The sequence below is a fragment of the Micromonospora sp. RP3T genome, from assembly GCF_003027925.1.
GTDB lineage: Bacteria > Actinomycetota > Actinomycetes > Mycobacteriales > Micromonosporaceae > Micromonospora.
In genome coordinates, this window is record NZ_PYPS01000007.1 from 24,850 (window position 1) to 36,810 (window position 11,961).

Annotated in this window: 12 protein-coding genes; 2 read left to right on the forward strand and 10 right to left on the reverse strand. The window is 73.3% G+C overall.

The window, feature by feature from the left end; all coding sequences use genetic code 11:
• The first annotated feature begins 76 nt into the window (after positions 1-76).
• Positions 77-949, forward strand: coding sequence for an endo alpha-1,4 polygalactosaminidase (locus C8054_RS08015; protein ID WP_107156111.1), 873 nt, complete (start codon positions 77-79; stop codon positions 947-949).
• A 52-nt stretch (positions 950-1,001) separates the two neighbouring features.
• Here C8054_RS08015 and C8054_RS08020 read toward each other — a convergent pair whose 3' ends face one another.
• From C8054_RS08020 to rsmD, 10 genes are all read right to left on the reverse strand, one after another.
• Positions 1,002-2,507, reverse strand: coding sequence for an MFS transporter (locus C8054_RS08020; protein ID WP_107156112.1), 1,506 nt, complete (start codon positions 2,505-2,507; stop codon positions 1,002-1,004).
• Between the two features lie 208 nt (positions 2,508-2,715).
• A complete protein-coding gene (locus tag C8054_RS08025) occupies positions 2,716-4,923 on the reverse strand; it encodes an MMPL family transporter (RefSeq protein WP_107156113.1) in 2,208 nt (735 codons plus the stop codon).
• Between the two features lie 236 nt (positions 4,924-5,159).
• The gene (mutM, locus tag C8054_RS08030) at positions 5,160-6,017 is read right to left on the reverse strand and encodes a bifunctional DNA-formamidopyrimidine glycosylase/DNA-(apurinic or apyrimidinic site) lyase (protein WP_107156114.1); all 858 of its coding nucleotides are present in this window, start codon (positions 6,015-6,017) and stop codon (positions 5,160-5,162) included.
• A complete protein-coding gene (gene rnc / locus C8054_RS08035; RefSeq protein ID WP_107156115.1) occupies positions 6,010-6,819 on the reverse strand; it encodes a ribonuclease III in 810 nt (269 codons plus the stop codon). The genes mutM and rnc overlap by 8 nt, the downstream gene beginning before the upstream one ends.
• Positions 6,816-7,775: a phosphate acyltransferase PlsX gene (locus C8054_RS08040; RefSeq protein ID WP_233219542.1), complete on the reverse strand. Its 960-nt coding sequence runs from the start codon at positions 7,773-7,775 to the stop codon at positions 6,816-6,818. The genes rnc and C8054_RS08040 overlap by 4 nt, the downstream gene beginning before the upstream one ends.
• 132 nt (positions 7,776-7,907) lie before the next feature.
• The gene (gene rpmF, locus C8054_RS08045) at positions 7,908-8,081 is read right to left on the reverse strand and encodes a 50S ribosomal protein L32 (RefSeq protein ID WP_107156117.1); all 174 of its coding nucleotides are present in this window, start codon (positions 8,079-8,081) and stop codon (positions 7,908-7,910) included.
• A gap of 5 nt (positions 8,082-8,086) precedes the next feature.
• Complete coding sequence (locus C8054_RS08050) at positions 8,087-8,650, reverse strand: DUF177 domain-containing protein (RefSeq protein ID WP_107156118.1); 564 nt, start codon at positions 8,648-8,650, stop codon at positions 8,087-8,089.
• A 127-nt stretch (positions 8,651-8,777) separates the two neighbouring features.
• Positions 8,778-9,275: a hypothetical protein gene (locus C8054_RS08055; RefSeq protein ID WP_107156119.1), complete on the reverse strand. Its 498-nt coding sequence runs from the start codon at positions 9,273-9,275 to the stop codon at positions 8,778-8,780.
• A gap of 229 nt (positions 9,276-9,504) precedes the next feature.
• Positions 9,505-9,981, reverse strand: a complete 477-nt coding sequence (gene coaD / locus C8054_RS08060; RefSeq protein ID WP_107156120.1) for a pantetheine-phosphate adenylyltransferase — start codon at positions 9,979-9,981, stop codon at positions 9,505-9,507.
• Positions 9,978-10,541: a 16S rRNA (guanine(966)-N(2))-methyltransferase RsmD gene (rsmD, locus tag C8054_RS08065; RefSeq protein ID WP_107156121.1), complete on the reverse strand. Its 564-nt coding sequence runs from the start codon at positions 10,539-10,541 to the stop codon at positions 9,978-9,980. The genes coaD and rsmD overlap by 4 nt, the downstream gene beginning before the upstream one ends.
• A gap of 249 nt (positions 10,542-10,790) precedes the next feature.
• On the opposite strand from rsmD, the gene C8054_RS08070 reads away from it, so the two are divergent.
• Entirely contained in the window at positions 10,791-11,744 is a 954-nt protein-coding gene (locus C8054_RS08070; RefSeq protein WP_107156122.1) for a cell wall anchor protein, read from the forward strand.
• Positions 11,745-11,961 lie beyond the last annotated feature (217 nt).

Consider the following 11,961-nt stretch of genomic DNA (forward strand, 5'->3'; position numbering starts at 1 on the left):
GGCGCGTCGTGACCGGGCCGGCGCTCGTTGACCGGTCGGGGGCGGCGTCGGGCCGCCCGCGTCCGGGGAGCTGTCGATGCGGATCCGGCCGGCGCACGCCGTGCCGCGCTCCCGGCCGGTCCGCGTCCGCCGACGAGGGCCGCGCCGGGGCGTGGCGCTGGCGTTGACCGCGCTGCTGCTCGCCCCGCTCCCGGGCTGCCGGGACCGGCTCGCCCCGCCGCCCGGCGCCCCCACCTCGTGGCCGGCCGCGCTGGCCCGTCGCTGGGCGTGGCAGTGGCAGCTCACCGGCCCGGTCGACGTCTCGGTCGCGGCGGACGTCTTCCTCCTCGACCCGGTCGCGACCACCTCGACCGAGACCGCCGCGCTGCGGGCCAGGGGACGCCGGCTGGTCTGTCAGGTCCGGGTCGGCACGTACGCGACAGGCGACCCGGACGCCACCCGCTTCCCGGCCGCGGTGCGCGGCGCGGCGGTGCCGGACCGGCCCGGTAGCCGGTTCCTGGACGTCCGGCGCTGGGACTCGCTGGAGCCGGTGCTGGCCGACCGGTTCCGGCTCTGCCGGGGCAAGGGCTTCGGCGCGGTGGCGCTGTCCGACGTGGACGGCTTCCGGCACCGCTCCGGTTTCCCGCTCGGCTTCGACGAGCAGCTGCTGTTCAACCGTCGGCTGGCCGGGCTGGCCCGACGGTTCGACCTCTCCCCCGGCCTGGTCGACGACGTGACGCAGGTGGCGGCGCTGGCGCCCGACTTCGACTTCGCGGTCAACCAGGAGTGCGTCCGCCGGCGCGAGTGCGCGAAGCTGCTGCCGTTCGTCGACGCGCACAAGCCGGTCTTCCACGTCGAGTACGTCGGCGAGCCGGCCACGTTCTGCGTCACCTCGGTCGGCTACGGCTTCGCGTCGATCCGCAAGGACCGCGCCCTCGACGCCTGGCGTGAGCCCTGCGCGCTGCCGTGAACGCGGCACCGCCCCCGCCCGTCGTGGGCGGGGGCGGTGGGCGTGGTGGGGGTCAGCCGGCGCTCGCGCCGGTGGTCGAGGTCGGGCTGTCGGCGCCGCGCTGCGACGGCAGGTCGGGGTGCTCGGCGCTGAGCGGGGTGGCCAGGTCCTCCAGGGACTTTCCTTCCGCCTTGACGCCGAGCGCCAGCTCCACCAGACCACCGATGATCATGATGGTGGCGCCGATGACGAACGCGATCACGGTGTCGCCGACCTGGCCGCTGCCGACCAGCTTGGCGAAGAGCAGCGGGCCGGTGATGCCACCGGCGGCGGTGCCGATCGCGTAGAAGAACGCGATCGCCATGGCCCGGGTCTCCATCGGGAAGATCTCGCTGACCGTCAGGTACGCCGCGCTGGCCCCCGCCGAGGCGAAGAAGAGCACCACGCACCAGCAGGCGGTCATGGTCACCGCGCTGAGCACGCCGGAGTGGAACAGCCAGGCGGTGCCGAGCAGCAGCACGCCCGAGCCGATGTACGACCCGGCGATCATCGGCACCCGGCCGACCGTGTCGAACAGCTTGCCGAGCAGCAGCGGGCCGAGCAGGTTGCCGACCGCGATGACCGCGAAGTAGTAGCCGCTGTTGCCGGGCGGGACGTCGAAGAAGGTCTCCAGGATCTGGGCGAAGCCGAACGTGATCGCGTTGTAGAGGAACGCCTGCCCGATGAAGAGCGAGAAGCCCAGCGTGGCGCGCTTCGGGTAGCGGCGGAACAGCGTCTTCGCGATCTCCAGGAAGTTCGTGCTCTTCCGCTGCCGGATCTCGATGTAGTTGTCGGCCTCGGCGAGGTCCTTGCCGGTCTCCCGTTCCACCTCGGCCTCGACCGAGTCGACGAGGTGGTTCGCCTCGTCCGCCCGGCCGTGGATGAACAACCAGCGTGGGCTCTCCGGCACGTGCCGGCGGACCAGCAGGATCACCACGCCGAGCACCGCGCCCATGCCGAACGCCACCCGCCAGCCGAGGTTGGTCGGCAGGCCGTTGAGCAGCGGTACGGTCAGCAGCGCGCCGATCGCCGCGCCGAGCCAGAACGTGCCGTTGATGATGATGTCGATCCGGCCGCGGTGGCGGGCCGGGATCAGCTCGTCGATGGCCGAGTTGATGGCCGCGTACTCGCCACCGATGCCCATGCCGGTGAGGAACCGGAACAGGAAGAACCACCAGGTGTCGAACGAGAGCGCGGTGAGCGCGGTGGCCACCAGGTAGAGCCCCAGCGTCAGCAGGAACAGCTTCTTGCGGCCGAACCGGTCGGTGAGCCAGCCGAAGAAGAGCGCGCCGGTGCACGCGCCGGCCACGTAGAGCGCGGCGGCCAGGCCGGTGACCTGGCTCTGGGTGATGTCCAGACCGCTGCCCGGCTCGGCCAGCTTCCCGGACAGGTTGCCGACGATGGTCACCTCGAGACCGTCGAGGATCCACACCGTCCCGAGACCGATCACGATCATCCAGTGCCAGCGGGACCACGGCAGCCGGTCGAGGCGGGCCGGGACGTTGGTCCGTACGGTGCCGGTCGACACGTCGGTGCTCATGACGCCCGCCGGCGGGATTCGGGAGCCGGGGCGGAAGTAAGCGCCTCCGGCGAGAGCTGTTCGTCCATGGCCGCCCAGATGCCCCGGGGCCACCAGCACTAATCCTGCCTTCGGCTTTCCCGGCCGGATGGGAGCCGGCTGGGAATCGGATGGCAATCGCATGGGAGTCGCCGGTGGGGGCCGGATCGGACGATCCGGCCCCCGTCGGTCAGCGGACGCCGACCAGTTCCGGCGCCGGCGCGGGCGGCGGCTCTGCCGGCGGGGTGGTCACCCGGCGGCGCAGGAACCGCGGCGCCCACCAGTTCGCGTCACCCAGCAGCGTCATCACCGACGGCAGCACCACCGCACGGATGATCGTGGCGTCCAGCAGGATCGCCGCCGCCAGTCCGATGCCGAGCTGCTTGAAGTCGATCATGCTGAGCGTGGCGAAGATCGAGAAGACCCCGACCATCACGATCGCCGCGCTGGTCACCACCGGCGCCGAGGACGTGATCCCGTACGCCACCGCCTCCCGGTTGGGCATGCCCCGGTCCACCGCCTCGCGGATCCGGCTGACCACGAAGACGTGGTAGTCCATGGAGAGCCCGAACAGCACCACGAACAGGAACAGCGGCAGCCAGGTGACGATCGCGTCCATCGAGGTGAACCCGAGCAGCCCTTCCGCCCAGTGGCTCTGGAAGACCAGCACCAGCAGCCCGTACGCGGCGCCGACGGAGAGCAGGTTCAGCAGGATCGAGGTCAGCGCCACCACCACCGACCGGAACGTCCAGGCCATCACCAGGAACGTCAGCGCCAGCACGAACGCCGCGACCACCGGCAGCTTCGCCCAGATGTGGTCGGCGTAGTCCTCGCTGGCGGCCACCCCGCCGCCGACCGCGTACTCCACGCCGGGAACGCCGTTCAGGGCGGCCGGCACCAGGTCGTCGCGCAGCTCGTGCAGCGAGCGGGACGCCTCGTCCGAGCGGCTGGCGAACGGGGTGGCCACCTCCAGCACCGACACCCGCCGGTCCGTCGACACCCGGATCTCCGGGCCGTCCCCCTCGGCCGGCGCGAAGAGCGGGTCGGCGCCGGTGCGGGCGGCCAGCCCGGTGAGCGCGGCCCGCACCCGGTCGGCCTGGTCGGCGGGCGCCCGCACGGCCACCGTGTGGCTGGTGCCGTTGCTCGGGAAGGCCGCCGCGAGCCGGTCGTACGCCTGCATGGCCGCCGTGGTGCGCGGCACGTCCTCGGTCCCGGGGAACTTCAGCTTCATGCCCAACGCGGGCGCGGCCAGGGCGAGCAGCAGCGCCACCGACACCAGCAGGGTGGCCACCGGCGCGCGCAGCGCGGGCCGGAGCACCGCCGGCCAGAAGCGGGGACGCCGCCCGGCACGCGGGGTGGTGAGCCGCCACAGCAGCGGCACCCGGGGCCGGTCCACCCACCGGCCCAGCTTGGCCAGCAGCGCCGGCAGCACGGTCAGCGAGCCGAGCACCGCCACCGCGACCACCAGGATCGAGCCGACCGCCAGCGACGAGAAGATCGCGTCCTGGGCGAGCAGCAAGCCGGCCATCGCGATGATCACGGCGGTCCCGGAGACCACCACGGCGTGCCCGGACGTCTCCGCCGCGACCTCCACCGCGTCCAGGCCGGACCGCCCCTTCGCCCGTTCCTCGCGCTCGCGCCGCACGTAGAACAGCGAGTAGTCGACGCCCACCGCCATGCCGATCAGCAGGATCACGCTGGCCGTGGTGTCGGTCGCCGGCACCAGGTGCGAGGCGAGCGTGGAGAGGCCCATCGCGGCGGCCACCGAGGAGAGCGCGAGCAGCACCGGCACGCCGGCGGCGATCAACGCGCCGAACGCGATGATCAGGATGGCCAGCGTCACCGGCAGGCTGAGCAGCTCGGCCCGCTTGAAGTCCTTGCCGAGCGTGTCGTCGAGCGCCTTGTCGATCGACGGGCCGCCGACCTCCTCCACCCGCAACCCCGGATGGGCCGCCTGCACGTCGGCGGTGGCGTCCCGCAGCGGCCCCACCCGGTCCCCGGCGGTCTCCGGGTCGCCGGACATGGTGATCGGCAGCAGCAGCGCGCTCCCGTCCCGGGACGGCATCGGCGTACCCACCGACGCGACGCCCTCGACCTGCCGCAGCCGGCCCGCGGCGTCGGTCGCGGCGGCCCGCGCCGCGGCCGGATCGAGCGCGCCCGACCGCGCGGTGATCAGCACGTTCTCGGTGGCCGCCTGGTGGAAGCCGCCACTGTCGACGATCAGCTCGGCCCGCCCGAACTCACCGATCGCCTGATCCGCGTCGGTGGCCTCGTTCAGCCCGGCGGCGTTGCCGCCGAGGAAGCACACCGCCACGAACACCACCCACAGCGCGATGGCCCGCCACGGATGCTCCGCACTCCACCGTGCCACCCGCACGGTCACCGGTCGCCTGCCCATATCCGGGTCCCCCTCCAGCCGTCGGCGCCGTGCCGACGTCTGGAGACGCTAGGCAGCCGACGGAGCCCGGACATCGGGGAACGGCCCCGGCTCCTCCCCGATAGGGCTGGCCCTACCGGGCGGCCGGAGCCGGCCGCGCCGGTCGGGCGGAAAAGGGCATTTCTCCGGTACGTCGCGGTGGGCCCCCGGGCCCGGCCCGGCGCAGCACACCGGCGCAACCCCGAACCGGCTCGGGGTCATCCCCGGAGGGTGCCCCGGGGACGCGGCTGGCAGCGCGGGCAACTGTAGGAGGAACGGTTCATGAACGCCTCCCGCCGGATCGGCGCGCCACAGCGCGGGCAGGGCTCGCCCTCCCGGCCGTACGCGTTCAACGACCTGTCGAAGTAGCCGCTCTCGCCGTTGACGTTCACGTACAGCTCGTCGAAGCTGGTGCCGCCCTGCTTGATCGCCTCGCCGAGGACGTCCCGCACGTGGCCGAGCAGCCGCAGCGCCGCCGGCCGGGTCAACGCGTCGGTCGGCCGGGCGCCGTGCAGCTTCGCCCGCCACAGCGCCTCGTCGGCGTAGATGTTGCCCACGCCGGAGATCAGCGTCTGGTCGAGCAGTGCCCGTTTGATCTCCGTACGCCGGCGGCGCAGCGCGGCCACGAACGCGTCGTCGGAGAACTCCGGGTCCATCGGGTCCCGGGCGATGTGCGCGATCTCGGCCGGCAGCTCCGCCCCGCCGTCGGAGACGGACAGGCCGCCGAACGTGCGCTGGTCGACGAAGCGCAGCTCCGGGCCGTCGTCGGCGAACCGGAACCGGACCCGCAGGTGCAGCTCGTCGGCCGCGCCGACCGGCTGCAGCAGCAACTGCCCGGACATGCCCAGGTGGCCGATCACCGCGTCCCCGCTGTCCAGCGGCAGCCAGAGATACTTGCCCCGGCGGCGGACGTCGGTGATCGTCCGGCCGGCCAGCACGTCGGCGAAGTGCGCGCCGCCCGGCGCGTGCCGGCGGACCGCCCGGGGATGGCGCACCTCGACGGCGCTGATCCGTCGGCCGACCACCCACTCGGCCAGCCCCTGCCGGACGGTCTCGACCTCGGGCAGCTCAGGCACGGCCGGCGCCCGCCTCGGCGTCCTCCGGGTCGACCGCCGCCCCGGCCTCGGCCGCCGCCCGCGCCTCGGCCTCCGCCCGCGCGGTCGCCTCCGCCTGCTCGGTGAGCATCCGCCAGGCCGACTCGGCGGCCCGCTGCTCGGCCTCCTTCTTGCTGCGCCCCTCCGCGCCGCCGTACCGGTTGCCGGCCACCACCACCCAGGCGGTGAACGTCTTCAGGTGGTCCGGTCCGGTGCCCTCGATGCGGTACTCCGGCACGCCCAGACCCAGCGCGGCGGTCAACTCCTGGAGGCTGGTCTTCCAGTCCAGTGCCGCGCCCCGCCCGGCCGACTCCGCCATCAGCGGGTCGAAGAGGCGGTGGATCACGATGGCGGCGGTGTCCAGGCCGTACTGGAGGTAGATGGCGCCGAGCAGCGCCTCCAGTGTGTCGGCCAGGATGCTCGCCTTGTCCCGACCGCCGGTGGCCTCCTCGCCCTTGCCGAGCAGGAGGTACGCACCCAGCCCGTCCGGGCCGAGGCCACGCGCCACGTCGGCCAGCGCGCGCATGTTGACCACGCTGGCCCGCAGCTTCGCCAACTGCCCCTCGGGCAGGTCCGGATGGTTGTGGAAGAGCGCGGTGGTGATCACCACGCCGAGGACCGAGTCGCCGAGGAACTCCAGCCGCTCGTTGGTGGGCAACCCGCCGTTCTCGTACGCGTACGAGCGGTGGGTCAGGGCGCGTTCCAGCAGCTCCGGGTCGAGCGACACCCCGAAGGCCGCCTCGAGGAGGCCGACGGGAGCACGCCGCCGCTTGTCGTTGGTCATGGTGCTACCTCGGTGTCGTTGCGGTCAGGTGCGGGATCGTGCGGGATCTCGGCGAGCAGGGCACGGACCGTGCCGGCGGCGTCGCGACGCCAGAGGTGGGCGGCCAGCGCGATGCCCGAGGCCACGTCCTCGGGGCCGGCCGCGCCGTGGCACACCACCACCGTGCCGGCCACCCCGAGCAGGGCCGCCGCGCGCGGCGCGCCACCGCCGACCGGCGGCCCACCGGCCATGGCGTACGCGCCCTCGATGGCCTTCAGCAGGACGTTGCCGGTGAAGCCGTCGGTGACCACCACGTCGGCGCGACCGCCCAGGGAGAGGTCGAATCCCTCGACGAGGCCGACGTAGCGGGCGCCGCAGGGCAGTGGCACGGCGGCCAGCGCCGGGTCGGCGGCCCGGCGCAGGCGGTCCCCCTTGCCGGCCTCGTGGCCGACGGAGAGCAGCCCCACCCGGGGTGCGACGATGCCGTGCGCCACCGCCGCGTAGGCGGCGCCGAGGACGGCGTGCCGGACCAGCGTGGCGGGGCCGGGTTCGAGTGTGCCGCCGACGTCCAGCAGGACCACCGGCCCGGCGACGGCCGGCAGCGTGGCGACCAGCGCGGGTCGGCGTACCCCGGTCCAGCGGCCCAGGCCGAGCGCGGCGGCGGTGACGGTGGCCCCGGTCGAGCCGGCGGAGACCACGGCGTCGGCGAGCCCGTCGTGGACGGCCTGCACGGCCGTGCGTACCGTGCTCTCGCCGCGTGCGGCGGTCGGATGGTCGGCCATGCCGACGGCGGTCCGCACCGGGCGGACCGTGACCCGGGCGCGGTGCGCCGGGTCGAGCGCAGCAATCAGCCCGTCGGCCACCTCGGTCGGGCCGACGAGCATCAGGCGCAGGTCAGGGTCGGTGCGCACCGCCCGCAGAGCGCCGTCAACCACGACGGCGGGAGCATCGTCCCCGCCGAGGAGGTCGACGGCGATCCGCGCGGTGCCCGGCTCCGTCGGCCCGCCGGCCGGGGAACGGCCGGCGGCGGAGGGAGCCGGGGCACCGGGCGTGAGCCGTGGTGCGCGCGCCGCCCGACCGGTGGTCGGGGGCGTCACTCGGCGTCCAGGTCAGACCTCGAGAACCTGGCGGCCGTTGTACGTGCCGCAGACGGAGCAGGCGGCGTGCGGCAGCTTCGGCGACTTGCACTGCGGGCAGGCAACGGTCGACACCGCCGTGGCCTTCCAGTTCGCCCGGCGGGCGCGGGTGTTGCTGCGCGACATCTTGCGCTTGGGGACGGCCACGGTTCCTACTCCTCTGTACGGGTCAGTTGCGACAGGCCCGCCCAACGCGGGTCGACCTGCTGGTGACTGTGGTCGGCCGGCAGATCGTCCCAGTGCACCCCACACTCGGGGCACAGCCCTGGGCAGTCCTCCCGGCAGAGCGGGTTGGTCGGCAGCGCGAGCACCACCGCGTCCCGCAACGCCGGCTCCAGGTCGATCAGATCGCCCTGCATCCGGCCCACCTCGTCCTCGTCGGTCGTCTCGTCCGTGGTGCTGTCCTCGTACGCGTACAGCTCCTGGAGGTTCACGACCACCGAGTCGTCGATCTCGCGCAGGCAGCGACCGCACTCGCCCTTGACGGGACCGGTGACGGTCCCGGAGACGAGCACGCCCTCGGACACCGACTGCAACCTCAGGTCAAGGTCGAGGTCCGCGCCCGCCGGCACGCCGATCAACTCGACGCCGAGGTCCGCCGGTGCCGTCACGACCCGCCGGTGCGTACGCAACGCGCCAGGGCGACGCGGCAGGTCCCTCGTGTCGAGGACCAGCGGCGCCCTGGGGTCGAGTTGGCGTGGCGAATGTTTGGGCATAGTCAGACTCCGGCCGGTGAGAGGCCGACAAAAAAGGTTACCTGGCAGGGGGGCGGACCGTCGAACCGGGGGCGTGTCCGCCCCGGTCCGGCGGCAGCCGGCTGTCGGCGACCGGCCCGTGCGCCGCTCAGAAGGGTAGCGGGCGATCGGCCTCGTCCCCCGCGAAGGTGCCGATCTCGCGCAGCGCGTGCATCTTGTCCCGGCCGCGCTCTATCGAGGCCAACGCCCTGGTGAGGAACTGCTCGAAGTTGGCCAGCGCGGTGTCGACGTAGTCGTCCACCTCCTCGCGGAGGCGCTGCGCCTCGGCCCGCGCCTCGCCGATGATCCGGGCACCCTCGTGCTCGGCGGAGACCGTGATCTCGTTCACCGAGACCAGGCGGGCGTGTTCCGCCTCACCCTCGCTGATGATCCGGTCGGCCTCGCGCTTGCCGGCCTCCATGATCTTGTCCCGTTCCTCCAGCAGCGCGGCGGCCCGGCGCAGGTCGGCGGGGAGCTCGGCGCGCAGCTCGTCGAGCACGGCGATCATCTCACCGCGGTCGACCATGCAGTTGTTGCGCGACATCGGGACGGAGCGGGCCTGCTCCACCATGGCGATCAGTTCGTCGATGCGATCGAGCGGGTCCACCGGCGCCTCACTCCTGTCTTCGTCGGCCGCCCTCCATGATGCGGCCTGCGCCCGGTTCCGGCGCTGCCCCCATCATGTCGCGCCCCGCCCACTCCCGCCCCACCCCGCCCACCCGGCGCGTCGCCCCCGCTCCGCCACCGCCGTTGATCTTGCACTTTCCGCCCCGACATCTGGCGCGAAAGGGACACCTGCCGGGCCACAAGTGCAAGATCGGCGGGGTCAGGGGCGGTCAGGGGCGGAGGCGGGCGACGAGCTGCTCGCGGACCAGGTCGGGGACGTGGGCGGAGATGTCGCCGCCCCACTTGGCCACGTCCTTGACCAGGCTGGAGGAGAGGAAGGAGTAGAGCGGGTTGGTCGGCATGAAGAGCGTCTCCACGCCGGCCAGACCGATGTTCATCTGGGCCATCTGCAGCTCGTAGTCGAAGTCGCTGACCGCCCGCAGGCCCTTGATCAGCACGCTCGCCTGCTGGTCGCGGCAGAAGTCGACGAGCAGGCCGCGGAACGACTCCACCCGGACGTTGTCGTACGAGGCGGTGACCTCGCGGAGCATCGTGATCCGCTCCTCGACCGTGAACAACCCCTGCTTCGACTGGTTGACCAGCACGCCGACGATCACCTCGTCGAAGAGCCTGCTGGCCCGGCCGACGATGTCGAGGTGACCGTTGGTGACCGGGTCGAACGAGCCCGGACAGACCGCACGTCTCATGATCGGCGACCGTACCAAAGGGTGGTCTCGCCGTAGCGGCGACTGCGTTCCGGCGTGACGCCCTCCACCCAGTCGACCGGTCCGGATCGGCGGGACCGCTCGACGACCACCAGGGCGTCCGGCGCGAGCCAGCCGCCGTCGACCAGCGCGGCCAGCATCGCGGTGATCTCCGCGGCCGGCACCGCGTACGGCGGGTCGGCGAAGACCACGTCGTACGGCCCGCCGTCCGGCCCGGCCGCCAGCACACCGGCCACCTTGCCGGTGACCAGGCGGGCGGCCGGCGCAGCCCGGAGCGTGGCGATGTTCTCCCGGATCACCCGGGCGGCCCGGGCGTCCGACTCGACAAGCAGCACGTGCGCCGCACCCCGGGACAGCGCCTCCAGCCCGACCGCGCCGGAGCCGGCGAACAGGTCGGCGAAGCGCGCCCCGGCCAGGTCGAGATCGGCCTGCACGGCGCTGAACAGCGCCTCCCGCACCCGGTCCGAGGTCGGTCGGGTGCCGGCGCCGGGTGGCGCGGCGATCCGCCGCCCACCGAACGCGCCGGCCACGATCCGGGTCACCGTCGTTCCCTCCGCATGCCCCGACGCTACGCGACCGCGGACACGGGACGAGCGGACCACCGGGAGCGACGGTTCGTGACACCCCGTACATCAATGATCTCGAATTCATAACGGACCCTTTACGACCCGTAGATCGCGGTAACGCCCACGGTGTCGATCTCGCTAGGGTCTGCCCGGTTGCCGCGTGGACGCGTGACTCCGGTCCGTCCGCCGCACCCCTCTCCGCACCTCCCCTCATCAGGAGAAGACGTGAACCGTCTCAACCTCCGGCGTGCCGCCGTCCTCACCGCCGGCGCGCTGATCGGCCTCGCGGGCGTCGCCACCACGGCCGCCCCGGCCGCGGCCCACCACCCCGAACCGTCCGGCAGCTTCTGCGCCACCAAGGACGGCACGGTCACCGTCACCTGGTCGGTGATCAGCAGCGAGCGCGACATCTCCGGCCGGATCACCAAGCTGGAGTCCACCGTGCCCGGCGACATCACCGGCGGCCTGACCGTCGGCGCGGAGCTGAAGAAGCAGAGCGAGGGGCCGCTGACCGGCACCCAGACCCACACGTTCACCGGTGAGATCCCCGAGCTGAAGCTGACCGTCGGGGCGCACTGGGAGCGGGGCCGCCAGTCGCACGACGGCGAGCGCACCGTGGTGGCCCGGCCCAGCCGCGACTGCGAAATCGTGGAGAGCCCGTCGCCGTCGCCCAGCTCGCCGTCGCCGAGCGCCACGCCGGAGCCGACCCGGTCGCCGGAGCAGCCCACCCCGACGCCGTCCGCGTCCGTCTCCACGCCGCCGAGCCCGTCCGCGACGCCGTCCGCCCCGGCCGAGCCGGCCGAGCCGATCTTCAAGCTGGACCAGGACTGCGACTCGATGACCTTCATCGTGGAGAACCCGGCGAAGGGCATCCCCTTCACCGCCACGCTGACCACCGAGAAGGGCGTCACCAAGAAGCTCACCTCCGAGCCGGGCACGACCACCTCGGTCGAGTTCGACGCCTACCGGGGCCTCAAGGTCACCGTGAAGTACGACGTGGTCGCCGACGCCGAGACCGTCCCGTACACCCAGCCGGAGGACTGCTCCGGCCAGGGCGGCGGCCTGCCGGTGACCGGCCCGGCCGCCGGCGCGATCGCCGGTGGCGCCGCGCTGCTGCTGGCCGCCGGCGCGGTGCTGTTCGTGGTGGCCCGCCGCCGTCGGATCCGCTTCACCGCCTGACCCGCCCGCACCGCCGCGAGGGCGCGTCGACCACCCGGTCGGCGCGCCCTCGCATCCCCCGCACCTCACACGCCTCACGGACCTGTTTCACGGAAAGAGTGGCCGTCGGGGCCCAGTCAGCCACTATTTCCGTGAAACAGGGCGCCGGGGCGTCGCGCCCCCGCGTCCTCGCCCGCGCGGTACCTCACTGACATTCGTCGGAGCATGGGGAGCACCG